Origin of the sequence: Arthrobacter sp. CG_A4, from assembly GCF_035985125.1 — a bacterium.
In the GTDB taxonomy this organism is placed as follows: domain Bacteria; phylum Actinomycetota; class Actinomycetes; order Actinomycetales; family Micrococcaceae; genus Arthrobacter.
The window spans coordinates 1-23,730 of the sequence record NZ_JAXCID010000013.1; the positions used below are offsets into that span (position 1 = coordinate 1).

Consider the following 23,730-nt stretch of genomic DNA (forward strand, 5'->3'; position numbering starts at 1 on the left):
GATTGTCCAGCCCAGGGACATGCCCATTCTTCGCACCCAAGACTGGGCATAATGACACTATGTCCATCCGCTGGGCCCGGCGCGGGGCATGTCCCCTTGGGCGGGTGTCCAGTCCGATTGTCCAGCCCAGGGACATGCCCATTCTTCGCACCCAAGACTGGGCATAATGACACTATGTCCATCCGCTGGGCCCGGCGCGGGGCATGTCCCTGAGCGCGGCCACCGCCCCCGGACCCCGACAAACCAACGGAAATGCCCGTTAGCTGCGACGCACCCGGTGGAGTCCTTCGCGGATCCTCGACCAGGATCGCGCGGCGCCCCGCCGGGTGAGCTGTGCTGTGCGGGCCAGGGCACGGAACGGTGCGGTGACGGCGCGGCGCGACCGCGACATGGTTGACGGTGGCAGCCAGACTGCACGCGCGCGCACGAGGGGCCTCGCGTTGGCCCGCAGGGAAGTCCGCACGGCGGCGATCCTGACGGCGGCCGTGCTGGCTTCCTTGCCGCCGCCCGCGCCGTCCCGCCCATCCCCGTGGTCCCGTTTGTCCCGCCCGTCCGAGCCGTCCCGCCCGTCCCCGCCCTCCGCCGGGGCGGGGCGTCCGTACTGCCGGCGCTCGAAGTCTGCGGTCAGGGCGCCCACGGCCTGGTGCCCGGCGGCGTCGGGGCCGTCCGGTTCGCCCAGTGCCGCGGACGTGCGCAGCCGGCCGGAGAACTGCCGCGGGGTCTCGCTGGTGTGCGGCACCACGCCGTAGTCTGTGGCGAGGTCGCGCAGTTCGGCCCAGGCCGGCAGGGCTGTTCCGATGCCGCCGGACGCCCCGGAACCGTTCAGCCGCCGGCGCCGGAGACCGGCGCGGGCCAGCTGGGGCGAAGCCAGGAGCAGGGCCAGGAACGCGAGCGCGCCGGCACCGAACAGCACGGGCAGAAGGCTGCCGCCGTCGTCCGCCGGGCCGGCGCCGCCCGGAAGGGGCAGCGGGGCGGCGCCCGGCAGCGGTGTGGAGGTGGGGCCGGCATTCGGAATCAGCCCGTCGTTGCTTTCATTGGTGCTGGCTCCGCTGGGGGCGGCGCCCTCGGTGGCGTACGACGGGACGACGCCGCGGGACGGGGTCGGTTCGAAGGGGACCCAGCCCACGCCCTGAAAATACAATTCCGGCCAGGAGTGGGCATCCCGGGCATCCACCTCGAACTCGGGCAGTGCCCCGTGGCCTGCGATCGAGACGGTGGCGCCCGTGGGCCGGCCTGGGGCGTAGCCGACGGCTATCCGGCTGGGGATGCCCTCCAGCCGGGCCATCACGGCCATTGCCGCGGCGAAGTGGATGCAGTAGCCGCTCTTCTGGGTGAGGAAGTCGGCCAGTACCGAGAGCCCGTTGCCGTCGTAGCCGCCCTGCACGGGGGATTGCAGGGAGTAGCTGAAGTTCGGTGAGCGCAGGTACCGCTGGATGGCCATGGCCCGGGCGTAGGGGGTGGTGCTTCCCGCCGTGACCGAGGCGGCTGTCTTCCGGACGATGTCCGGAACGTTGTCCGGCGGACGGATGAACTGCTCCGGGATTCCCTGCACCGGCCCGGAGGCCTGCTCGAGCACCTCCGGTGTGAGCTGCGGGGCAACGGACAGGACCAGGTACTGCTGGTCGCGGGAATTGGTGTCGACTCCCTTGACGCTGAGGGTGGCCGGGTCCCAGCTCCAGCGGCCCGTCAGCCCGTTGACGGCCTCCGGGGCGTAGGGCGCCGGAAGGTACGGGCTCGTGAACTGGCCGGTGTTGATGGCTGTGACCACCCGAAGCTCCGTCGCGGTGGATTCGAGCCCGGTACCCATCCGCCCGGTGCCCAGACGCCGGCTGTCCTCGCGGTCGTCCGGTGCCCAGGAATCGCCGCTGAAGCTGTCCACCGTCACGGACCGCAGGTACGGGGTGGTCGGCGCGTTCGTGGCAAAGGTGATCCGGCCGTCGCCGGAGGGGCTGCGCAGGCTGTTGCCCAGGCTGATCATCGGGTTGAGCCCGGTGGCGCTGCCAAACGGGTTCAGCCTCGAGCCCTGAGGGAAGGCGCCCTGGTCGAAGCCCGGGACAACCAGCTGGAGCAGCACCGTGACGGTCAGCGCCAGCGCGCCCGTCAGGCCGGCGCGCCGGAACTGGCCGGGGTTGCGGGCGGTGTCGGCCCCGGTGCGGGGATCGGGGGCAAACCAGTGGCTGCAGCCGAGGATCATAAGATAGCCGACGGCGGCGCCGGCGAACCCGAGCACACCGACGCTCTGCGGCTTGACCATGGCCGGAACGATGAGGATAGCCAGGATTCCGAGGCCGCTCGTTGCCGGCAGGGCCAGCGGGAAGGCGAGTGCATCCACGAGGATCACCAGCAGCCCCAGCACGGCGCAGATGAGCAGAACGATCCCGGCGTTGGGGGCCACGGGGGCGCTCTCGGCGAGGACCGTCTCGCTGGCCCGGCGCAGATACCGGCCCAGCTGCGTCATAGTGGCCCCCGAGGGGATAAAGCCGATGATGCTGTGCGGACGGAAGAAGGTGAACGTCAGGATCATCACCAGCGACGCCAGGCCGCCGAGCTCAACAAAGACGGTGCGCCAGCGCAGGGCCCGCAGCCCGGCCATGGTGAAAGTGACGGTGAAGACAATCGAAAGGATCGGGGAGTACCACGCCCAGCCCCTCAGTACGCCGTTGAGGCCAAGCGCGGCACCGGCGACGGCGGTTGCCACGGCGAGCGCCATCAGCCATGGCCGGGCGCCCACCCCGGCCCGCGGGGGGCCGGAAACCGGTACGGGGACCGCGGCGCTGCCGGTACGGGAACCGGCGGCGCCACTCTGAGCGCCAGTATCCGAGCCGGTGCCGGTGCTGCGCTGCGGGGTCAGAGTCATCGCCGGCCTCCGACGCCGCGCCGCGCCTCGGCGGTGGCCGGCAGCGGCGCCTGGCCCTGGTCGAACGAGCTCCAGGCCGCCGGGAGGGACGTGCTGGCGGAGACGGCGACGGCCCGCCAGCCGCCCCGGCGGAGGGTCTCCAATACCTCGCCGCTGCCCTGGGCCTGAGCCGTGATGACGATGGCGAAGGCATTCGCTCCGAATCCGGCAGCCGGGGACAGGGCCCGGGCCTCACCCGGGGAGAGGTAGCCCAGGATGGCCAGGACGGGACCCCGCAAGCGGTGGGCGGCGAGCTTGTCCATGAGCCGGTCATCGAAGGGCAGCACCCCCGGCTCCGTGCCGGCGGGCGTTCCGCGGCGGGAAGAGTCCTTGGCTTCTTCGTCGCTGCGCCGGTGGCGGCGGGCGGAGTGCGCTCCGGAGAGTTGGATGGCGGCCAGGCTCTCTGCGACGGACTGCAGCCCGGAGGTCCCGATGTACTCCTCGGCCTCCGGCTCCGGGGCGGACCGCGAATGGCGGAAGGCGGGCTCACCTGCGGCATCGAGGAAGCGCAGGGCATAGTTGCGCTCCGAGAGGTGGGCGCCGATGGACATCGCCGCCGTCACGGCCCACTCGAAGGCGTCGTTCGTGACCAGCTCGTGGCCGCCGGCCGCGGACGCCAGGCCGTGAGAGCCCGCTCCGTGGGAAAAACTGCCGTTGGGAAAGGCCGCCAGACGCTGGTCCAGGATGATAGTCGCTTCGGGAGTGGTGACGGACTCCTCCTGGCGGACCATCAGCTCCCCGTGACGTGCTGTCGCCGCCCAGTGCACGCGGCGCATCGGATCCCCGTGGCGGTATTCACGGGTCATCACGTCGTCGTCGCTCGGGTTGGCGCGGATCCGGCTGGCGGTGACGCCGTCGTGCCCGCGGGCGCCGGCCAGCCCCGTCACGGGAAGTTCGACGGCGGCCGGCGTGACGGTGAGGGTGTCGCCGTCGTCGATGGCATGGCGGTGCAGCGAGAGGCCGAAGGGATCGCTGAACTCGGCCGTCACCGGACCGATCAGGAACTGGCCGCGCTTCCCGGAACGGAGATGATATTCATAGCGGCTGGGCCCGCCCGCCGCCGACCGTGCCGGGAACCGGAACACAGGGGACTCGCCGAACCGGGCCGGCAACTGCTCTTCCATGACCGCGTGCCCGGCCCCGGTTCCGGTCCGGGCGACGGCCAGCCGGACGGTCGTAGTCGCGGCGGTTTCCACGGCGGACGGGTTGAACTCCCGGTACACCTGGAAATTCGGCTTGAGCAAGCGGGTGCCGGCCAGGGAGAGCAACGGCAGGACCAGCAGCAGGATCGCCAGCGCCAGCAGGTCGCGGCGTCCCATCACCTGGGCGGCCAGCAGGAAGACGGAGCCCGCGGCAAGCAGGCCCCAGCCGCGCGTCGTGAAGATATGTTTGGGGAACCGATCCATCAACGCCACGGCGGTGCCATCCCTAGCGGTGGTTCGGGAGCCTGGGCGGCGGAGCCGCTGCGGTCTTCTCACGGGCGGCACGGGCCGTGCCGGCGGAGGCCGCCGCCACATCGGGGCTGACCTGGATTCTGGCCAGGACGGACCGGATAACGCCCTGCGGTGTTTCGCCCGTGCTGGCGGCTTTACGGTCCAGGATGATCCGGTGCGCCAGGACGGATTCGGCCACGCTGGCGATGTCGTCCGGCAACACAAAGTCCCGGCCTTCCAAAGCGGCCGTGGCCTTCGCCGCGCGCAGCAGCTGGAGCATGGACCGGGGGCTGGCGCCGAGCCGCAGCAGGCTGCTCTCCCTCGTGGCGCGTCCCAGGGACACGGTGTACTCCTTGATCGATTCGGAGACGTAGACCTGCTGCACCGCGGCGATCATGGCGGCGACTTCGCCGGCGGTGACGACGGCGGTCACCCGGGTCAGCGGGGACGTCGCCTGGTGGGTCTCCAGCATTTGCATCTCTGACTCCTTGTCCGGATAGCCCATGGAAATCCGAGCCATAAAACGGTCCCGCTGCGCCTCCGGGAGCGGGTAGGTCCCCTCCATCTCGATGGGATTCTGCGTGGCCACGACCATAAAGGGCTCATCCAGCCGGTAGGACTTCCCGTCGACGGTGACCTGGTGCTCCTCCATGCACTCCAGCAGGGCCGACTGGGTCTTGGCGGAGGCACGGTTGATTTCGTCGCCGATGACGATGTTGGCAAACACCGCCCCGGGGCGGAACTCAAAGGACCGCGATGCCTGGTTGTAGATGGATACGCCGGTCACGTCGGAGGGCAACAGATCAGGGGTGAACTGGATCCGGCTCACCGAGCAGTCGATGGTGCGGGCCAGCGTCTTGGCCAGCAGCGTCTTGCCAACACCGGGAACGTCCTCAAGCAGCAGGTGGCCCTGCGCCAGGAGGACGGTCAGTGCCAGTTTCGCGGCCTCGGCCTTGCCATCGATCACGGTGTTGATGGCCGTCAGGATGCGCTCGCTGGCGGCATGGAACGCCTCGGCACCCATGGCCGCGGGCTTCTGCGCCAGCCGCCTCGCCGCTGCGTTTCCCCCCACGGCGGAGCCATCCTGGAAACCCTGGCCTTCGGGGCGGACTTCGTCTACGGAGGTGCGGTGGTAGTCCATCGGCAGCCTTTCAGCCCTGGTGGGTCCCCGGGACGGATCGGCATGAAATGCCGGGCCCTCATCGGGTATGCGTCTGTCTCCTATCAGAGTACTAACACAACCGCCGGACCTGACAGAGAGTTGCGGGGAAATCTCCGCAGGTCCGCTGGAGGCCACGTAGCGCGGTGCGGTTAACTCGCGGTATTGCTCCCGGCTTGGCTCGCCGGTGCCCGCATGGCGGAGACCCCGGTTAAGGTGGAAGGATGTGCAATCCCCTCACTCCCGTCCCGTTCCGTGCAAGCGGCAGCGGTCGTCCCGGCTACCCGCCGGCGCCGGAGCCTCTTCCCGTTCCGGTCATGGACAACCACACGCATCTTGACTTTCCCAACGGCGACTTTCCCAACGGCGACTTTCCCAACGGCGACTTTCCCAACGGCGACTTTCCCAACAAGGGGTTGGCGGTCAGCGTCGCGGATGCCCTCGACGCCGCCGCGGCCGTGGGGGTCCAGGGCGCCGTGCAGGTAGGGTGCGACCTCGAATCCTCCCGGTTCACGGTCCGGGCCGTAGAGCTGGACTCCCGGCTCCTGGGCGCCGTCGCGCTCCATCCCAACGACGCTCCCCGCTACGCCGCCAGGGGCGAACTGGAGGCCGCCCTGGCCGAGATCGAAGCCCTGGCCGCCCACCCGCGAATCCGGGCGATCGGCGAGACGGGCCTGGACTTCTTCCGGACCGAGGCGGAGGGACTGGCCCCGCAGCGGTACTCCTTCCGCCGCCATATCGACATCGCCAAGCGTCTCGGCCTGACGCTGCAGATCCACGACCGGGACGCCCACGACGACGTCGTCCAGGTCCTGCGCGAGGAGGGCGCCCCGGACCGGGTGGTGTTCCACTGTTTTTCCGGCGGGGAGGAGCTGGCCCGGGTATGCAACAGCGAAGGCTGGTATATGTCCTTCGCCGGCACGCTGACCTTCAAGAATGCGTCGGATCTGCGCGCCGCACTGGCCGTCGCGGAGCCGGAGCAGATCCTCGTTGAAACCGATGCCCCGTTCCTTACGCCGCACCCGCACCGCGGGCGCCCGAACGCCAGCTACATGGTCCCCTACACCGTCCGGGCCATGGCGGATGTGACCGGGATGGAGCTTTCCGCGCTGTGTGCCAGGATCGCCGGAAATACACTGCAGGCTTACGGATCCTGGGACTGAAAGCGGCCCTCTAAGTCCTTCACGGGGAATACCGGGTATGCACAAATTCTTGGTTGCTTTATAACGCTCCGGTTACAGTGGACAACTATTAGCCGGGGTCGGGGAAGGCCTTCGGAAAATTTCACTCCAGCGGGGCGCGCATTGTGGCCAGAGAACCATATGCGCGCTCTCGTTTGTGAGTGTGGCAGTGCACGCATCTGCCGCAGACAACCCGGACCCGTTCCGGCGCTGCCCCGGGGGCGTTTGCGGAGGATGGTCCCGTGCGCTTTTCCCCGTGCCCGGATGGTCCAAGAGATACGGGCAATCGTGGTCAAGTTCTTTACATCGGACGGCAAGTTCAGCTTCGTCAAGGTCGGTACGCAGCTGGTGGTGCTCGTCGCCCTCGTGCTGGGCCTCGTGGCCTTCGTCGGCAACAACAAGACAGTCACCCTCAATGTCGACGGGAAAGTGAGTTCCGTCCAGACCTTCGGCGGCACCGTCGGCCAGGTAGTCAAGGGCGCCAAGGTTGAACTCCAGCCATCTGACAGGGTGTCGCCCGCTGCGGAGTCCCATGTACAGGACGGATCCGTCATTAACGTCAACCTGGCCAAGGCCGTCAAGGTCAGCCTGGATGGCGCCGAGCGGACCGTCAGCACCACCTCGCCCACCGTTGACGCCCTGGTGAGCGAACTCGGCGTGGCAAGCTCCTCGGAAGTATCCGTCCCGAAGGATGCCCAGCTCTCCGTCTCCGGTTCCTTCGTGTCGATCTCGACGCCGAAAACCGTGAGCATCGTCGCGGACGGCAAGGCGGCCACGACCAGCACGACGTCGGCCACCGTCGGCCAGCTGCTCACCGACGCCGGCATTACGCTGGGCGCCAGCGACCGCAGCTCGCAGCCCGGCAATGCCCCGGTCGTGAATGACATGGTCATCAAGGTCTCCCGCGTGGACGTCAGCAAGACGGCGGAATCCACCGAAGCCGTCGCGTTCGAAACCCTCACCACCGAGAATGCCGGAATGCTCAAGGGCGAGAAGACCGTGACGCAGGCCGGCGTGGCCGGAACCATGGGCAAGAGCTTCAAGCTGGTCCTCGTTGACGGCCGCGAAGCATCCCGCACCCTCGTGTCACAGTCCGTCACCGCCCCGCCGGTCACCGAAAAGGTCACTGTCGGGACCAAGGAAAAGCCGAAACCTGCGGCCGCCCCGGCAGCACCGGCCGCCGCAGCAGCACCGGCCGCCGGTGCCAACACCGGCGCCGGAGCACCGGCCATGATGAACGAAGCCATGTGGGACAAGATCGCCCAGTGCGAATCCACCGGCAACTGGTCCATCAATAACGGCAACGGCTACTACGGCGGACTGCAGTTCGATATCCGGACCTGGCTCGGATCCGGCGGCGGCGCCTACGCCCCGAACGCCAGCCTTGCCTCCAAAGCCCAGCAGATCGACATCGCCAACCGTGTCTACGCCCAGCGCGGCCTCCAGCCCTGGGGCTGCGGCTGGGCCGCCTCCCGCTAGGGAGCGGCACCGACTGAGCGTCACCGACTGAGCGTCACCGACTGACCGGCGGCGTACCGCAGCGGCTGACCACGGCTGCGGCGGCCGGCAGAGGCCGGGCCCGGTTCTCCCGGGCCCGGCCTCTGCCATGTCCGGGATAGGATACCTAGGTGATTGAACCGACCCCCTCCGCGCCCGGCACCACGTCCGGAAAAGCGTCCGGCAGTGCGCCCGCGCCACTGATGGGCGCCTCCGACATCCGCAGGCTGGCCGAGGAAATCGGGGTTCGTCCCACCAAGACGCTGGGCCAGAACTTCGTCATCGACGGCAACACCATCCGGCGGATCGTTTCCGCCGCTGACATCCACCCCGGGGAGACGGTCCTGGAGGTCGGGCCGGGGCTCGGCTCACTCACCCTGGGCCTGCTGGACGCCGCCCGGACCGTCGTCGCCGTCGAGATCGATCCGGTGCTCGCGGACAAGCTTCCGGCCACGGTCGCAGCGTGGCGCCCCGACGCGGTGCAGAACTTCCACCTCGTCCGTGCCGACGCCATGCGGGTCACGGAGCTCCCGGTGGAGCCGACCGCGCTCGTCGCCAATCTTCCCTACAACGTGGCGGTCCCGGTGGTCCTGCACCTGCTGCAGCACTTCCCGAGCCTCCGCCACGGCCTGGTCATGGTCCAGGACGAGGTAGCGGACCGGCTGGCCGCCGGCCCCGGATCCAAAACCTACGGTGTCCCCTCGGTCAAGGGGGCCTGGTACAGCAGCATGCGCAAAGCCGGCGTGATCGGCATGAACGTCTTCTGGCCCGCCCCCAAGATCCACTCCGGCCTCGTCGCCTTCACCCGCCGGGAACCGCCGGTCACCACCGCCAGCCGGGAACAGGTTTTCGCCGTGATCGACGCGGCCTTCGCGCAGCGGCGCAAGACCCTGCGCGCCGCGCTGGCAGGCTGGGCCGGAAGCGCGGCGGAGGCCGAACGCTGCCTGCGGGCCGCCGGCGTCGACCCCTCCGCCCGCGGTGAAGTGATCGATATCGCGGCGTTTTCCCGGATTGCCGAAGCACGCGGGCTGCCGGACGCATGAGCCCTGCCGGCGTCCCGGATCGGTGGCGCCTGGCGGGAGTGCTTGGAGCCTGCCCTGCCATGCCATAGCGTGGAGCCATGAACGCAGTGAGAGGGCGCTTTGCCGCGAGGACCGTCCGGGTCAAGGCTCCCGGCAAGGTGAACGTCTCACTCGACGTCGGATCCCGGCGCGCTGACGGCTACCACTCCGTGGCCAGCGTCTACCTCGCGGTCTCCCTCTATGAGGAAGTCGCCGCCACCAGCACGGACACCGGCGGCATCACGGTCAGCATCAGCCCGGCGAGCACCCTCGACCTCGACGGCGTCGACATTCCGCTCGATGAACGCAACCTGGCCTACAAGGCCGCCGCCATTATGGCGGATGTCTCGGAGCACTCCACGGGCGTCCACCTCGAAATCACCAAGCGCGTGCCGGTTGCCGGCGGCATGGGCGGCGGCTCGGCGGACGCCGCCGCCACCCTCCTCGCGTGCGATGCGCTGTGGAACAGCGGCCTGTCCCGCGACGAACTGGCACACCTGGCCGCGGAACTCGGGGCCGACGTGCCGTTCTCCCTGCTCGGCGGCACCGCCGTGGGGCTGGGTGTGGGCGACGATCTCTCCCCGGCCCTCGTCAAAGCCCAGACTGACTGGGTCCTCGTCACCGCGGACTTCGGCCTGTCCACGCCCGAGGTGTTCAGGACCCTGGACCGGCTGCGCGCAGCCGAAGGCGCCGAGATCGAGGAACCCGCCGCCGTCGATCCCAGGATCCTCAAGGCCCTGCGCAGCGGGGATGCCGATGCCCTCAGCCGGGTCCTGGTCAACGATCTCCAGCGTGCCTCGATCGAACTGGCGCCCGGGCTCCGGGACACCCTGGGGCTCGGCGAATCCTGCGGCGCGATCGCCGGCCTGATCTCCGGCTCCGGCCCCACCGTCGCACTGCTGGCCCACAGCCCGGCCGCCGCCGAAGGCCTGGCCGCGGACCTCCGGCACCACGGACTCGAGGCCATGGCCGTCCACGGCCCGGTTCACGGGGCGCGCATCATCTCCGATACGCTCCTTTAGTAGCTTTGACCAGACATACCTAGGAAAGCAGCTCCCAGTGGCACACCTGCTCGGCGGCGAGAACCTCACGGTCTCGTATGCAACCCGCACCGTTCTCGACGGCGTTACCCTCGGACTCGAAGAGGGTGACCGGATCGGCATGGTGGGCCGCAACGGCGACGGTAAATCGACGCTGATGCGCCTGCTGGCGATGCGCGCCACCCCGGACACGGGCCGCGTGACCAAACGCAGCGAAGTCAACACCGGCTACCTTGACCAGAGCGATGTGCTCGACGGCGACCTCACGGTCGGAGCGGCCATCGTCGGCGACCAGGCCGACTACGAATGGGCCCGCAACCCGCAGATCCGCGAGGTGATGGGCGGACTCGTATCCGACGTCGACTGGCACGCCAATGTGCACGCCCTTTCCGGCGGGCAGAAGCGCCGTGTGGCGCTGGCCAAGCTGCTGATCGAGGACCACGACGTCATCATGCTCGACGAGCCGACCAACCACCTCGACGTCGAAGGCGTCGCCTGGCTGTCCCGGCACCTGAAGACCCGCTGGCGTGCCAACCAGGGCGCCTTCCTCGTGGTCACCCACGACCGCTGGTTCCTCGACGAAGTGTGTACCAAGACCTGGGAAGTCCACGACGGGATTGTGGACCCGTTCGACGGCGGCTACGCGGCCTACGTGCTGGCCCGCGCCGAACGCGACCGCTCCGCGTCCGTGGTGGAAAGCAAACGCCAGCAGCTCGTGAAAAAAGAACTCGCCTGGCTGCGCCGCGGCGCCCCGGCCCGCACGGCCAAGCCGAAGTTCCGCATCGAGGCGGCCAACGAACTCATCGCGGACGTCCCCGAGCCGCGCGACTCGATGGCGCTGAGCAAGATGGCCACCGCCCGGCTCGGCAAGGACGTGCTGGACCTGGAAAACGTCTCCCTTGACTTCCTTGGCGGTGAGCCCGGCCAGAAGCTCTTTGACAACATCACCCTGCGGCTTGCCCCGGGTGAGCGGCTGGGACTCGTGGGCGTCAACGGCGCCGGCAAGACCACCCTGCTGAAGCTCCTCAACGGCGAAATCCAGCCGACGTCCGGGAAAGTGAAGCGGGGCAAGACAGTCGTCACCGCCGTCCTCACCCAGGAGGTCAAGGAACTCGACGACGTCTCGGACCTGCGCGTCATCGAAGTGATCGAGCGTGAAAAGCGGTCCTTCAACGTTGGCGGCAAGGAATTCAGTGCCGGCCAGTTGGTGGAACAGCTCGGCTTCACCAACGAGAAGCAGTGGACTCCGGTCAAGGACCTCTCCGGTGGCGAACGTCGGCGCCTCCAGCTTCTGCGCCTGCTCGTGGGCGAGCCGAACGTGCTGATGCTTGACGAGCCGACCAACGACCTCGACACCGACACCCTCGCCGCCGTCGAGGATGTGCTCGACGGCTGGCCCGGCACACTCGTCGTCGTCAGCCACGACCGCTACCTGCTTGAGCGCGTCACGGACCACCAGATGGCACTCCTCGGCGACGGCAAAATCCGCGCCCTGCCGCGCGGCGTGGACCAGTACCTCGAACTGCGCGAAGCCGCCCTGGCCGGCTCCACTATCACCGGCGGCGGCAACCCCGTCATCTCCTCAAACTCAGGCTCCGCCCCTGCCGCAAGCGGCCCCTCGGAAGCCGAGAAGCGCGAGGCCCGCAAGGCCAAGAACCGGATTGACCGCCAACTGGGCAAGCTCAAGCAGCAGGAAGACAAGCTGCACGCCCAGATGACCGCCGCCGCAGCCGACGCCTCGGCCGTGGGCCAGCTGGCCGGACTCAACAAGAAGCTCAAGGACCTCGCCGGAGAACGCGAAGGCCTCGAGCTCGAATGGCTCGCAGCCCTCGAGGTGCTGGGGGAGTAGCTGCCGGGGCAGACGGGCCGGCAACCCCGATTCCTGCTCTTCCGGGGGCTGCAGGAAAGGTACCGGGGGACATGCCCAGTGTGTTGCGGCATGGCTGGACATGTCCCTTGGACCACTTTATTCCCGCGGGACATGTCCCGTGCTGCCGCCCGGGAATGGACATGCCCCTTGTGCCACTGAAATCCCCCGGGACATGTCCCTTGCTGCCGCCCAGGAGTGGACATATGGGTGGTATGTCCATTCTTTGCGGCCCCGGTGGGGCACGTCCCGCGGGGCCTCAGTGACTTCGTCGCCGGCCGTGATCCGTAAGGTCCCCCAGTGCCGCCCACGAGTTGACGAGGCCAGTGTGCCGCCGCCCGGGAATGGACATGTCCCTTGTGCCACTGAAATCCCCCGGGACATGTCCCTTGGTGCAGCCCGGGGATGGACATATGGGTCATATGTCCATTCTTTAAGGCCAGGGGAGGACATGTCCCGCGGGGCGCTCAGTGCCCTCAGTGTCTGGCCCACGGGCGCAAACGATCCCCGGATCAGCCCCCCGGCTGGCGGCCCAGCGCCACTGTCGCGCCGTGGTGGGAGAAAGTCGCCATACGTTCGTGTTCGTATCAGTCCTCGTTGCGGAGCTCGGGGTCTTTTTGCAGGCCGGTCAGGCCGTTCCAGGCGAGGTTGACCAGGTGCGCGGCGACTTCGCGCTTGTCCGGGGTTCGGGACTCCTGCCACCACTGGCCGGTCATTGCGACCATCCCGACGAGCATCTGCGCGTACATGGCGCCGTCAGCCGGGGTGAAGCCGCGGCGGGCGAATTCGTCGGCCAGGATGTGTTCCACCCGCGCCGTGACGTGGGAGAGCAGGGTGGCGAAGGCCCCTTCTGGCTGTGTCGGTGGAGCATCGCGCATGAGGATACGGAAGCCGTCCGTGCGGTCCTCGATATAGCTCAGGAGGGCCAGGGCCGCCCGCTCCACCAGCACCCGCGGCCTGGCGTCGTCGGGCAGGGCGTCGTCGGACAAGGCGTCGTTGATGGCGGTGAGCAGGATCCGGAACTCGCATTCGACCACCCGGGTATACAGGCCTTCCTTGGAACCGAAGTGCTCATAGATCACCGGCTTGGAGACGCCGGCGGCCGCGGCAATCTCCTCGATGGTGGTGCCGTCCAGGCCCCGGAGGGCAAACAGCCCGCGGCCGACGCCGATCAACTGGCTGCGGCGCTGGGGGCCCGTCATCCGGGGCCGGGGGACATAGCCGGGGGCCCTTACCGGCCGTCCGCTCCGGCGGTCCGCCCCACCGGAAACCCCTGCACTGTTGCCCACAGCTCCATCATGCACCAGATAGGGGGCACTCGCTCTTCGCACTTCACTGCGGCACAGTATGGCAGAATTGACTCTCGTGCCACCGGCTCGCCGCCGGGGCACGGTCCGCCCTGGTGTAATGGCAGCACCCCGGCCTTTGGAGCCGTGGAGTATAGGTTCGAGTCCTATGGGCGGAACTGTCGCGGGTGGTCGGGGGCCGGAACAGTCCCGGCGGACACGGTCCGGCGTGAATCCAGTAGGATGAATCTGGCGTCGTGACCGGAATCTGGTCCGGCCAGGCCGCGCGGATCCGGCAACCGGGGCGCAGCACCCGGCCCCCAGCCGCGGGGCATCCAGATCCACCGAGCAGGGGCATGAGCTACGCCACTGAGCAAGGAGAGCCCGTACGTGAGCCCCGAGACTACCGGCCCAGCCGCCGTAATCGTCCTAGCTGCAGGTGCCGGTACCCGGATGAAATCCCGTACCCCCAAAATCCTCCATGAGATCGGCGGCCGCTCCCTCGTGGGACATGCGCTTCATGCCGCCCGGACCATCAGGCCGCAGGAGCTGGCGCTGGTCGTCCGGCATGAGCGTGACGTTGTTGCCGCCCATATCGCCGCGCTGGACCCGGGCGCCCTGATCGTAGACCAGGATGAGGTGCCCGGAACAGGCCGCGCCGTCGAAGCCGCCCTCCAAGCGCTTGACTCGCTCAACCCCCAGGGCCCGCTCGGCGGAACCGTCGTGGTCACCTACGGGGACGTCCCGCTGCTCACCGGAGAGCTGCTGGCCGAACTGGTCGCCACCCACGAGGCCGACCGCAACGCCGTCACCGTCCTCACCGCCGTCCTGGCTGACGCCACCGGTTACGGCCGCATTCTCCGGGCCGCGGACGGAACGGTCACGGGAATCCGCGAACACAAGGACGCCTCGGACCGCGAACGTGAGATCCGGGAGATCAACTCCGGCATCTACGCCTTCGACGCCGCCGTACTGCGCGACTCGCTGGCCCGCGTCACCACCGAGAACGCCCAGGGCGAGATGTACCTCACCGATGTGCTCGGACTGGCCCGTGCGGCAGGCGGCCGCGTCGCCGCGGTTGTCACGGAGGACCGCTGGCAGGTCGAAGGCGCGAATGACCGGGTGCAGCTCTCGGCGCTCGGCGCAGAACACAACCGCCGCACAGTTGAGGCCTGGATGCGCGCCGGGGTGACGGTCGTGGATCCGGCCAGCACCTGGATCGACGCTACGGTGACCCTCGAAGAGGACGTCCGGCTGCTGCCCAACATCCAGCTCCACGGCGCCACCACGGTGGCGCGGGACGCCGTCGTCGGCCCCGACACGACCCTGACCGACGTCCACGTCGGCGCGGGCGCCACTGTGACCCGCACGCACGGTTCCGGTTCCACGATCGGCGCGAATGCCAGCGTGGGCCCGTTCACTTACCTGCGCCCCGGCACCGTTTTGGGGGATACCGGCAAGATCGGCGCCTTTTACGAAACCAAGAACGTCACCATCGGCCGCGGCTCCAAGCTCTCCCACCTCGGCTACGCCGGCGACGCGGAGATCGGTGAGGACACCAACATAGGCTGCGGCAACATCACGGCCAACTACGACGGCGAGAAGAAGCACCGGACCATCATCGGCTCCGGCGTGCGCACGGGTTCCAACACCGTTTTCGTCGCCCCCGTTCAGGTAGGCGACGGCGCCTACAGCGGCGCAGGCGCCATCATCCGCCGCGACGTCCCGGCCGGCGCCCTGGTCCTGTCCCTGGCCACGCAGCGCAACGATGCGGGCTGGGTCCTCAAAAACCGCCCGGGCACAATCTCCGCCGCGCTGGCCAAGGCCGCCGGCGGCACCGAAACTTCCTCCGGTACCCCGGCATCTACAGAAGAGGGCTTGCAATCATGAGCGAAATTACGGCACGCGGCGAGAAGAAGCTGGTTCTTGCCGCCGGGCGCGCGCATCCCGAGCTGGCGAAGGAGATCGCCAAGGAGCTGGGAACCGAGCTGCTGCCCCTGGATGCCTACGACTTCGCCAACGGCGAGATCTACGTCCGCGCCGGCGAGAGCGTCCGCGGCACCGATGCCTTCGTCATCCAGGCGCACCCGGCACCGCTGAACAACTGGCTGATGGAACAGCTGATCATGATCGATTCGCTCAAACGGGCCTCCGCCAAGCGCATCACCGTCGTGTCACCGTTCTACCCCTACGCACGCCAGGACAAGAAGGGCCGCGGCCGGGAGCCTATCTCCGCGCGCCTGATCGCCGATCTCTACAAGACCGCCGGCGCCGACCGCATCATGAGCGTTGACCTGCACACGTCACAGATCCAAGGCTTCTTCGACGGCCCCGTGGACCACCTGATGGCCATCCCGCTGCTGGCGGACTACATCCGCACCAAGGTCGGTCCGGACAACGTCACGGTGGTCTCCCCGGACACCGGCCGCGTCCGTGTTGCCGAGCAGTGGGCCGAGCGTCTTGGCGGGGCACCGCTCGCCTTCGTGCACAAGAGCCGCGACCTCACCGTCCCCAACCAGGCCGTCTCCAAGACGGTCGTGGGCCAGGTCGAAGGCCGCACCTGCGTCCTGATCGACGACATGATCGACACCGGCGGAACCATCTCCGGCGCAGTCCAGGTGCTCAAGAACGCCGGCGCCAAGGACGTCATCATCGCGGCGACCCATGCGGTCTTCTCCGATCCTGCCGCCCGGCGGCTCTCCGAATCCGGTGCCCGTGAGGTTGTTGTCACCAACACCCTGCCGATCACCGCGGACAAGCACTTCCCGCAGCTCACTGTGCTGTCCATCGCACCGCTGATCGCCCGCGCCATCCGTGAAGTGTTCGACGACGGATCCGTCACCAGCCTGTTCGACGGCAACGCCTAGCACCACCCGCGCGGGTGCGTTTTTATGAATCCGTACCCGCGCTGGTAGCCTTGAGACGAAACCTTGGCGAGGGAGAGCGCCGGTACTCCGTATTATCCGTACTAAAGCGGAAATTAATCCGGAACCGGACTGCTGGTCTCCGTTATCGACTGGGTCTGAATCTCCCTTCGGAAGGGCGGCCATCGTGCCACCCGGCGTTGAAGGTCGCAAACAGACCTCCGCCCTTGCCGAACACCGCTAGTCCACTAGGAGATTCCATGTCTGAGCAGAAGCTCGCAGCAGAAGTACGCACCGAATTCGGTAAGGGCTTCGCCCGCCGCGCCCGCATGGAGGGCCTGATCCCGGCCGTCATCTACGGCCACGGCGCCGAGCCCATTCACATCACCCTGCCGGCCAAATCCACCACCCTGGCCGTCCGCCGTGCCAACGCCCTCCTGACCCTGGACATCCAGGGCGAAGAGCACCTCGCACTCGTCAAGGACATCCAGCGCGACCCGATCAAACAGATCATCGAGCACCTGGACCTGCTGACCGTCCGCACCGGCGAGAAGGTCACCGTGGACGTTCCCGTGCACCTGACCGGCGAGCTTGCTCCGGGCAGCGTGTACAACCAGGAAATGACCACCGTATCCCTCGAGGCCGAGGCTACCCACCTGCCGACCGCCATCGAGGTCAGCATCGAGGGCCGCACCGCCGGCGAGCACATCCACGCCTCTGACCTGGTTCTGCCGAAGGGCGCTGTCCTGCTGGCCGACGCCGAGGCCCTCGTCGTCCACATCTCCGAGGCCACCGAGGTCTCCGAGGAAGAAGCTTCCGCCGACACCACCGCGGGCTCCTCGACCGCCGAGTAGTTTAGGGTATTTCCGACGGCGGCCGGGTCCCTCTGGGGCCCGGCCGCCGTCGTCTGCGCTGCCGGTCGGCGCTGCCCGTCTTAACCGCCGCCCGCGCCGCGCCGCCCACGAAAGGACTGACCCATGACTGACAACTGGCTGATCGTAGGCCTTGGCAACCCCGGAGCCGAGTACGCCCACAACCGGCACAACGTCGGCCAGATGGTCCTTGACGAACTCGCGTCGCGGGTCGGCGGCGGCTTTAAATCGCACAGGTCCCGGGCGCAGGTCCTTGAGGGACGGATGGGCGTTGGAGGCCCGCGGATGGTGCTGGCCAAACCGCTGTCCTATATGAATGTTTCCGGCGGCCAGGTCTCGGCCCTGGCGAAGTTCTACGACATCGATCCCGGCCACGTCATCGCCGTTCATGACGAGATCGACATTCCCTTTAACACGGTGAAGCTGAAGATCGGCGGAGGCGAAGGCGGGCACAACGGATTGCGGGATATCTCCAGGGCCTTGGCCACCAAGGACTACCTCCGCGTCAGGGTCGGTGTGGGACGGCCACCGGGCCGAATGGATACCGCGGACTACGTGCTGAGGAATTTTTCCGCCCCGGAGAAAAAAGACCTGCCGTTCCTGATCGACTCGGCGGCGGACGCGGTGGAAGCCCTGGTCCGCGAAGGCCTTCTCGCCGCCCAAACGACGTTCCATCCCGTCAAGGCACCGTAGCCCCGGGTCGCCGGCATTGGCGGCCCGCCGCCGGTGCAGCACCGGCCGGTGGCCGGAGCCGTAGTGTCGTACTCCCCGTAATGAGCCGGCGTTCAGGCCCGGATTCCTGTTCAAGCATCCTGAATTCCCGTTATGATCTGTCTACTCTCATGTCGGGGGATAGGGATACGCTACTTCTAGCGGACGGTCTCGGTTTTGCTGTCCGCAAAGCGGTACGAAGGAAACAAGATGTCGAGGGATTCGCTGGGCTGGGGGAATGTTTCCACTACATTGGCACCCGCCGAAGAAGAACACGCTACCGGCCGCATAGACGGGCACAGGTGGTCCGGTCTGGCGCGCAATGCCGACGCCGACCGCGTCTGCAGCGCCCTGCTTGCGCCCGGCCGGATGGGCGTCGTCATCACCGGTGACCGCGGCGTCGGCAAATCCCTTGTCGGCCGCACAGCCCTCGCCGGCTTCGGGCCGGACGTCTACACCCTCCAGCTCCGCACCTCGGGGCCGGGCGCAGCAACACCCTACGGTTGCCTGGCGTTTACCCTCGCCCGCCTTCCGCAGAGCTCGCTCGGATCACCGACAGCCATCCTGCAGGGAATCACATCACTGATCCGCGAGGACGCCGCCGGACGCCAGTGCGTCATTCTGTTGGACAACGCCGGTGCCCTGGACGAACTGAGTACCGGTGTCCTGCTCAATCTGCTCCAAACCCGGACCGCCAGGCTCGTCGCGACGGTCCAGCGCACCACCGATCTGCCCCCCGACTTCTACTGGCTCATCACCTCCGGGCAGCTGGCCGAGGTCCGGCTCGCCAACCTGACGGAAGTCGAGACCCTGGGGGTGCTGCAGGCGGCGCTCGGACACCGGGTGTCCAGTGCGCTCGCCAGCCAGCTGCACCAGCTCGTCGGCGGCAGCCCCACCCTGCTGCAAGCCGTCGTTTCGGAGCAGATCGAACGCGGAAACCTGGTGCTCTCGGGATCGGTGTGGACCCTCGTCGACGAAGTGGTCCTGGACGGACGCACTGCACTGGAAGACATTGTCAGGGCCCGCTACTCCCGCGAAACGCCTGTGGCGCGGGAGGTCATCGAAGTCCTTTCCTGCGCCAGGACGCTTCCCTTGTCCCGGCTCGCCCGGATGTATAGCCCCGGCATCATCGCGGACATGGAGGACGCCGGCCAGATCGTCGTCGACCGGACCGACCGGCACCTTGTCTCGCTTGGCGACCGCTACCTGGGCGATATCGTCCGCAACTGGCTGAGCGTCGAGCGCCGGCTGGAGCTGCGGGATAAAGTGCCGGGGCACCAGGAATCCGAGCTGGGTGAGCTGACCGTCGAGGATCTGCTGGCTTATGCGGCGTGGACACACGATTGTCACGCACCGCTCGCACCGGCCCACGCGCTGGCGGCAGCCGGCGCCGCCGTCAGGCTCTTTGATCCCAAGTTTGCGCTCAAGTGCGCCAGCAGCCTGAACCCGGGGGATTCCGAGTGGGCCGAGGGCCAGCTGGAGAAGTCCGCCGCCTACCTGCAGCTGGGGTTGCCGCCGCAGGCGATGGCTGCCCTCGACGACGTCACGGAGCGTCAGCTGGGAGCCCTCCCCGCGGAGGTGTTCGCAGACCTCATTGCGGCGAAGGTGGACTCCATGGCATGGCTGGAGGACCGGACCGGCAAGGTGCCGGAACTGATCCGGCAGGCCCGGAAGCGACTCCACGAACTCAGCGTGAACGAGCATCCCGCGACCGCGGAGGAGCTGTCTCGGGCAGGGCTGTGCCTGGACCTCTGCGAATTCAACTACCTGTCTTTCATCGGTGACTACGAGCCCATGATGGAGCGGCTCAGTGCGGCGGCTTCGGCGGATGGGGGAAGCGCCTGTCCCGTGCACCGGCTCAGATCGTCCATCATCCTGATGGAAGCCCTGTGCATGACCGGCAAGGAGCTTGAGGCCCGCAAGCTGCTGCGCGTCATCGCCGGACAGCTGAGCGAGTGGTCCACCATTCCCCGAATCCAGGAGAACTTTGCGTGGAGGTCGTTCAACGTGCTGTTGTTCTCCGGGCAATGGCGCCAGAGCATTGACATGCTCAAGGGCGCCAGCGGCCGCGCCGGCCACGGGCTGCATTCCGGCAGCGCGGCGACGGACCTGGCCGTGGGCGTCGCTTACGTCTATGCGGGCCGCGGCTACCTGGCGCTGGCCCCGCTCCTCGCGGCCATTGCCCAGCTCGAAGTTCGGTCGAGTCTGCACTCGCTGCAGCAGGCCTACGCGGCCGCAGCGTTTGCGTATGCCCAGACGGGCAATTCCGTGCAGGCGGCGGTCTACCTGAACCGGGCGCGGTCCGCTGACGGCCCGGCCCGTTTCGCGGTCAGGACCTCGGCCGATTTCTGCATGGATATGGCCTCACGCTGGCTCGGTGACCCGGAGGCAAAGGACCGGCTGGTGCGCTCGGCCGAAAGGCATTTCCGGGCGGACCGCTATACCCTGGCCGGCATCTTTATGCTCGGCGCGACCGTCAACGGCACGGCCAAGGATTTCATTTTCCTGGCGGACATCGCGGCTCTGCGGCAAGGGCCCCTCGCAGAACTTTCCGGAGTTATTGCCGCGGGCAGCCGGGCGAAGGATGCTCCGCTCATGCTTCAGGCCGCCGAACTGGCAGCTGCCCTGGAACTGGACGCGGTTCAGGCGAGATGCGCTGCCCTGGCCTTCGATTTCGCCAAATCGGCGGGTTTGAGTGCCAGCGCCAGCGCCGCGCACACCATGCTAGAGGGCCTCGCAGAGTCTGTTCCGGCCCTGCCCGTCATGCCACGGAACAGTGGCCCGGTGCTGACGGAAAGGGAGCGGCAGATCGCGACTCTGGCCGGCAACGGGGTCTCCAACAGGGACATTGCCCTGGAAGTTGGTATCTCCGTCAGAACAGTGGAGGGGCACTTGTACCAGGTGTTCACCAAGCTCGGAGTTTCCTCGCGAAGTGATCTTCTTGGACTCATCTAGGTCGCGCGCAGCAGACCCCCCGATTGAGGCATCCGGCGCCCTGACCGGGCGGACGGATGACCTGAGGGCGGCGGTGGCAGCCATCCAGGGGGGCACGCACGTCGCTGTCATGCTTCTCGGTGACAGCGGCATCGGAAAATCCACCCTGCTGGAAGCTGTTGTGGCTGAGCTCCACTCCGAGGTGACGCCGGTCCGCATCCACGGCAGCCCCGCCTTGACAAACGTGCCGTACGGCGTTCTGGGGCCTTTTATTGTCGGCCTTCCGGTCAAGGAGGCCACGTCACAGCTGGCGGTGTTGAGGACGTTCTGGTCCCGCCTGGAGGATGAGCGGAACACCTCAGGGAAGCCCCTGCTGCTGATTGTCGACGACGCCCATGAACTCGACGAAGCGACCGCCGGGATCCTCGTGGAACTCGCCGCTGCCGGCTGGGCGAAGCTGCTCGTAGCGGCCGCTGCGCGGCCAGGACTGCCTGAGCCGCTGCTGCAGCTGTGGTTTGAGGGCATCGCCGTGCGTCTCGACCTGCGCCCGCTGACCCAACAGCAGACCGACGAAATGCTTAATCACCGGCTGGGCCGCCAGGTCCTTCCGAACGTCGCCGAGATTCTCTGGGAAGCTTCGGCCGGCAACCCTTTGCTGCTCAACGGGCTGATCGACGATGCCAAGAGCGACGGGACGCTGCTCCAGCGCAACGGAGTATGGCTGTTCACGCGGCCGCTGAACAGCCACGGGGACCAGCTGACCGACGTCGTGCGCCGGCAGCTGCTCCGGCGGTCGCCGGCAGAGCGGGAGGCGCTTAACCTCGTTGCCCTGGCAGAGCCGGTGTCCCGGGAACTGATCGAGTCCCTGGCGGGAGAGGCGGCAGTCGCGGCCCTGGTCGAACGCGAGCTGGTCAAGGTGACGCCTTCGCCGCACTCCGAACTGCGGCTGTGGCACGCGGTGTACGGTGATACGCTGCGAAACCTCATTTCCCCCGCGCGAAGCCTCCAGCTGAGGCAAAGCCTGCTGCAGCTCATGGACACGGAACCGACCTCGGCCGAAGGCCTCCTGCGCCAGGTGAGCTGGGCCCTGGAATGCGGCACGGACGTTGACGACCGGCAACTACTCAGGGCAGCGGTCCTCGCCAGCCGGCTCTACCAGGACGAATTGGCCCGCAGGATCGCCGCCCAGGTCCAAGACCCCGAGCTGCAGATGGCAGCACGGTCCGTGATAGCACGAACCTACTTCAACACCGCGGACTATTCGGCCGCGCGCGACATCCTGGAGGCCGACTTCGGTAAGGGCCAGAGCGTCGCCGTTCTCCTCACCGGAACCCTGATGTGGGCAGCCGTACTGTCATCCCTGGGCCATAGGCCGGCGGACATCATGAATCGCGCACGGGAGCTGCTGCGCGCCGGCGAGCGGCTGGCCGCGGCCAACCCGGAGGACGCGGACAGCATCCTTGCAGCAACCCGGGAGCGCTACGCGACCATGGACAGCATGGTGCTCGCCCTGGCCGGAGACTTTGAGGGAGCCCCCACCACGGCGCTCCCGCGCGCGAAGGGTGATCCGCTGCCGCCGGTTAACCACTTCGATGCCGCGTTCCGGCTAGCCCTGAAGGCGGAACGGCTCCTCGTTCTGGGTAAGGCGCGCCAGGCATTCGCGGTCGCGTCCGAGGCGATGAGCACGGCCGGTTCCGGGCGCGACGAACTCTATTTCCTTGCGGAATTCCTCGTGGTCCGCGCCGCCGCGGCCGTCATCCATAGCGGCGACTGGGAGGCTGCCGAAACGCTCCTGGCAGGAGTAGCCGCCAGCACGGGGCCCAGTCGCATCACCTTCGGTGGAGGGGGCCACGCAGCGCACGGCATCATCCAGCTGTACCAAGGGAAGACCGCCCAGTCATTGCACACCCTCGGCGCCGCGCTCGAATCCCTCCGGCTCGCGGATCCCCAGCAGCTCTTTGCCTTGACAGCCTCCATGGCCTTCGCCGCCGCCGCCGAAGCGGGCGACAAGGACAAAGCCGCAGCGTTCCTGGCCGACTGCGAAGCTGCTGCGCCAGCCGTTTCACGCTACCTGCGCACCCTGTCCGAGATGGCAGTGGTCTACGGTAAAGCCCGCCTCGGCAACCACCCCGGGGCGATAGCGGAGCTTCGGGTGCTCGGCCGTCCGCACGGCGGCGGGGACGCACCCGGACTTGAATTCGACTCGCTGGCGTTCTGCCTCGCCCTGGGCGACCCGGACGCCGCATCCCGGCTGCTCGAGCTGAAACCCGGGCTGGAGGGCCGGAGGGCCGCGGCGATCTGCGGCTACGCCGGCGCGATCGCCACGGACCTTGCCCCGGACTATCTGGAGGCGGCCAAGAGCTGTGAGGACGCTGAACTCTGGAGTTTCGCGGCGCTTGCCTACGATGCCGCGGCGACTGCCTACCGGTCCGCCGGTGACACCCTGCGCGAGCGCATGGCAATGTCCCTACGGAAGCGGTGCTTTGGCCAGGCCGACAGCATCCCCGGCACAGACCCGGAAGCGGAGACCGACTCGCTGGGACTTCTGACCCGCAGGGAGCGGGACATTGTGGCGCTCGCCGTCCGTGGCCTCAGCGACCGGCAGATAGCCGGCGAGCTCCACGTGTCCATCCGGACCGTCGAAGGCCACCTGTACCGGAGCTATGCAAAGCTCAACGTCAAGGGCCGGGACCAGCTCGCCGGCCTGGCGGAAAGCCAGTAGCAGCCACCCAGGCAGGCCTCCATCCGAGTATCCGGCATCTCACGGCTGACCGCGCAACGCCAAGGGACACCCGGAATGCCTCACCGACTACTTGGTTCCGCAGCATGGGCGGTCCGGGCCACCTGAGTACACCCACGTAGACCACAGCCAACTACCCGCTGAGTATTCGAGTACTACTTACGCATCCCGAAATGGGGCCCAGTCCAT

Annotated in this window: 15 protein-coding genes and 1 tRNA gene; 12 read left to right on the plus strand and 4 right to left on the minus strand. The window is 67.9% G+C overall.

Annotation, left to right across the window (positions count from 1 at the left end):
- Positions 1 to 259 precede the first annotated feature (259 nt).
- From RCH07_RS07485 to RCH07_RS07495, 3 genes are read right to left on the minus strand one after another with little or no spacing between them, the layout of a single operon-like run.
- Positions 260 to 2,857, minus strand: coding sequence for a transglutaminase TgpA family protein (locus tag RCH07_RS07485; protein WP_326966837.1), 2,598 nt, complete (start codon positions 2,855 to 2,857; stop codon positions 260 to 262).
- Positions 2,854 to 4,311 carry a DUF58 domain-containing protein gene (locus RCH07_RS07490; protein WP_326966838.1) on the minus strand — a complete coding sequence of 486 codons (1,458 nt, stop codon included), beginning with the start codon at positions 4,309 to 4,311 and terminating at the stop codon, positions 2,854 to 2,856. Before RCH07_RS07490 ends, RCH07_RS07485 begins: the two co-directional genes overlap by 4 nt.
- 13 nt (positions 4,312 to 4,324) lie before the next feature.
- Positions 4,325 to 5,470, minus strand: coding sequence for an AAA family ATPase (locus tag RCH07_RS07495; RefSeq protein WP_326966839.1), 1,146 nt, complete (start codon positions 5,468 to 5,470; stop codon positions 4,325 to 4,327).
- Positions 5,471 to 5,712: 242 nt separating this feature from the next.
- Here RCH07_RS07495 and RCH07_RS07500 point away from each other — a divergent pair, with 242 nt between their 5' ends.
- The 5 genes from RCH07_RS07500 to RCH07_RS07520 all read left to right on the plus strand — a co-directional run bounded on the left by RCH07_RS07500 (position 5,713) and on the right by RCH07_RS07520 (position 12,116).
- Entirely contained in the window at positions 5,713 to 6,651 is a 939-nt protein-coding gene (locus RCH07_RS07500) for a TatD family hydrolase (RefSeq protein ID WP_326966840.1), read from the plus strand.
- A gap of 282 nt (positions 6,652 to 6,933) precedes the next feature.
- Positions 6,934 to 8,148 carry a transglycosylase family protein gene (locus tag RCH07_RS07505; RefSeq protein ID WP_326966841.1) on the plus strand — a complete coding sequence of 405 codons (1,215 nt, stop codon included), beginning with the start codon at positions 6,934 to 6,936 and terminating at the stop codon, positions 8,146 to 8,148.
- A 221-nt stretch (positions 8,149 to 8,369) separates the two neighbouring features.
- A complete protein-coding gene (gene rsmA / locus RCH07_RS07510) occupies positions 8,370 to 9,209 on the plus strand; it encodes a 16S rRNA (adenine(1518)-N(6)/adenine(1519)-N(6))-dimethyltransferase RsmA (protein WP_326966906.1) in 840 nt (279 codons plus the stop codon).
- Positions 9,210 to 9,286: 77 nt separating this feature from the next.
- Positions 9,287 to 10,249, plus strand: a complete 963-nt coding sequence (locus tag RCH07_RS07515) for a 4-(cytidine 5'-diphospho)-2-C-methyl-D-erythritol kinase (protein WP_326966842.1) — start codon at positions 9,287 to 9,289, stop codon at positions 10,247 to 10,249.
- Positions 10,250 to 10,286: 37 nt separating this feature from the next.
- Positions 10,287 to 12,116: an ABC-F family ATP-binding cassette domain-containing protein gene (locus RCH07_RS07520; protein ID WP_326966843.1), complete on the plus strand. Its 1,830-nt coding sequence runs from the start codon at positions 10,287 to 10,289 to the stop codon at positions 12,114 to 12,116.
- Positions 12,117 to 12,721: 605 nt separating this feature from the next.
- On the opposite strand, the gene RCH07_RS07525 is transcribed toward RCH07_RS07520, so the two are convergent.
- Positions 12,722 to 13,336, minus strand: a complete 615-nt coding sequence (locus tag RCH07_RS07525; RefSeq protein ID WP_326966844.1) for a TetR/AcrR family transcriptional regulator — start codon at positions 13,334 to 13,336, stop codon at positions 12,722 to 12,724.
- Between the two features lie 191 nt (positions 13,337 to 13,527).
- Between RCH07_RS07525 and RCH07_RS07530 the strand changes: the two genes are divergently transcribed.
- From RCH07_RS07530 to RCH07_RS07560, 7 genes are all read left to right on the plus strand, one after another.
- Positions 13,528 to 13,599, plus strand: a tRNA-Gln gene (locus RCH07_RS07530).
- A 211-nt stretch (positions 13,600 to 13,810) separates the two neighbouring features.
- Positions 13,811 to 15,310, plus strand: a complete 1,500-nt coding sequence (glmU, locus tag RCH07_RS07535) for a bifunctional UDP-N-acetylglucosamine diphosphorylase/glucosamine-1-phosphate N-acetyltransferase GlmU (protein ID WP_326966845.1) — start codon at positions 13,811 to 13,813, stop codon at positions 15,308 to 15,310.
- A complete protein-coding gene (locus RCH07_RS07540; protein WP_326966846.1) occupies positions 15,307 to 16,287 on the plus strand; it encodes a ribose-phosphate diphosphokinase in 981 nt (326 codons plus the stop codon). Before glmU ends, RCH07_RS07540 begins: the two co-directional genes overlap by 4 nt.
- 257 nt (positions 16,288 to 16,544) lie before the next feature.
- Positions 16,545 to 17,138: a 50S ribosomal protein L25/general stress protein Ctc gene (locus RCH07_RS07545; RefSeq protein ID WP_326966847.1), complete on the plus strand. Its 594-nt coding sequence runs from the start codon at positions 16,545 to 16,547 to the stop codon at positions 17,136 to 17,138.
- Between the two features lie 123 nt (positions 17,139 to 17,261).
- Positions 17,262 to 17,849 carry an aminoacyl-tRNA hydrolase gene (gene pth / locus RCH07_RS07550; protein WP_326966848.1) on the plus strand — a complete coding sequence of 196 codons (588 nt, stop codon included), beginning with the start codon at positions 17,262 to 17,264 and terminating at the stop codon, positions 17,847 to 17,849.
- Positions 17,850 to 18,077: 228 nt separating this feature from the next.
- Positions 18,078 to 20,822 carry a helix-turn-helix transcriptional regulator gene (locus RCH07_RS07555; protein WP_326966849.1) on the plus strand — a complete coding sequence of 915 codons (2,745 nt, stop codon included), beginning with the start codon at positions 18,078 to 18,080 and terminating at the stop codon, positions 20,820 to 20,822.
- The gene (locus tag RCH07_RS07560) at positions 20,800 to 23,523 is read left to right on the plus strand and encodes a helix-turn-helix transcriptional regulator (protein WP_326966850.1); all 2,724 of its coding nucleotides are present in this window, start codon (positions 20,800 to 20,802) and stop codon (positions 23,521 to 23,523) included. Before RCH07_RS07555 ends, RCH07_RS07560 begins: the two co-directional genes overlap by 23 nt.
- Positions 23,524 to 23,730: the final 207 nt, after the last annotated feature.

What these genes read in the sequence shown, in the direction of transcription:
- rsmA (WP_326966906.1), top strand. Translation starts at nt 8,370, where the DNA reads ATGGGCGCCTCCGACATCCGCAGGCTGGCCGAGGAAATCGGGGTTCGT.
- RCH07_RS07545 (WP_326966847.1), top strand. Translation starts at nt 16,545, where the DNA reads ATGTCTGAGCAGAAGCTCGCAGCAGAAGTACGCACCGAATTCGGTAAG.
- RCH07_RS07495 (WP_326966839.1), bottom strand. Translation starts at nt 5,470, where the DNA reads ATGGACTACCACCGCACCTCCGTAGACGAAGTCCGCCCCGAAGGCCAG.
- RCH07_RS07540 (WP_326966846.1), top strand. Translation starts at nt 15,307, where the DNA reads ATGAGCGAAATTACGGCACGCGGCGAGAAGAAGCTGGTTCTTGCCGCC.
- pth (WP_326966848.1), top strand. Translation starts at nt 17,262, where the DNA reads ATGACTGACAACTGGCTGATCGTAGGCCTTGGCAACCCCGGAGCCGAG.
- RCH07_RS07555 (WP_326966849.1), top strand. Translation starts at nt 18,078, where the DNA reads ATGTCGAGGGATTCGCTGGGCTGGGGGAATGTTTCCACTACATTGGCA.
- RCH07_RS07500 (WP_326966840.1), top strand. Translation starts at nt 5,713, where the DNA reads ATGTGCAATCCCCTCACTCCCGTCCCGTTCCGTGCAAGCGGCAGCGGT.
- RCH07_RS07485 (WP_326966837.1), bottom strand. Translation starts at nt 2,857, where the DNA reads ATGACTCTGACCCCGCAGCGCAGCACCGGCACCGGCTCGGATACTGGC.
- RCH07_RS07505 (WP_326966841.1), top strand. Translation starts at nt 6,934, where the DNA reads ATGGTCCAAGAGATACGGGCAATCGTGGTCAAGTTCTTTACATCGGAC.
- RCH07_RS07515 (WP_326966842.1), top strand. Translation starts at nt 9,287, where the DNA reads ATGAACGCAGTGAGAGGGCGCTTTGCCGCGAGGACCGTCCGGGTCAAG.
- RCH07_RS07525 (WP_326966844.1), bottom strand. Translation starts at nt 13,336, where the DNA reads ATGACGGGCCCCCAGCGCCGCAGCCAGTTGATCGGCGTCGGCCGCGGG.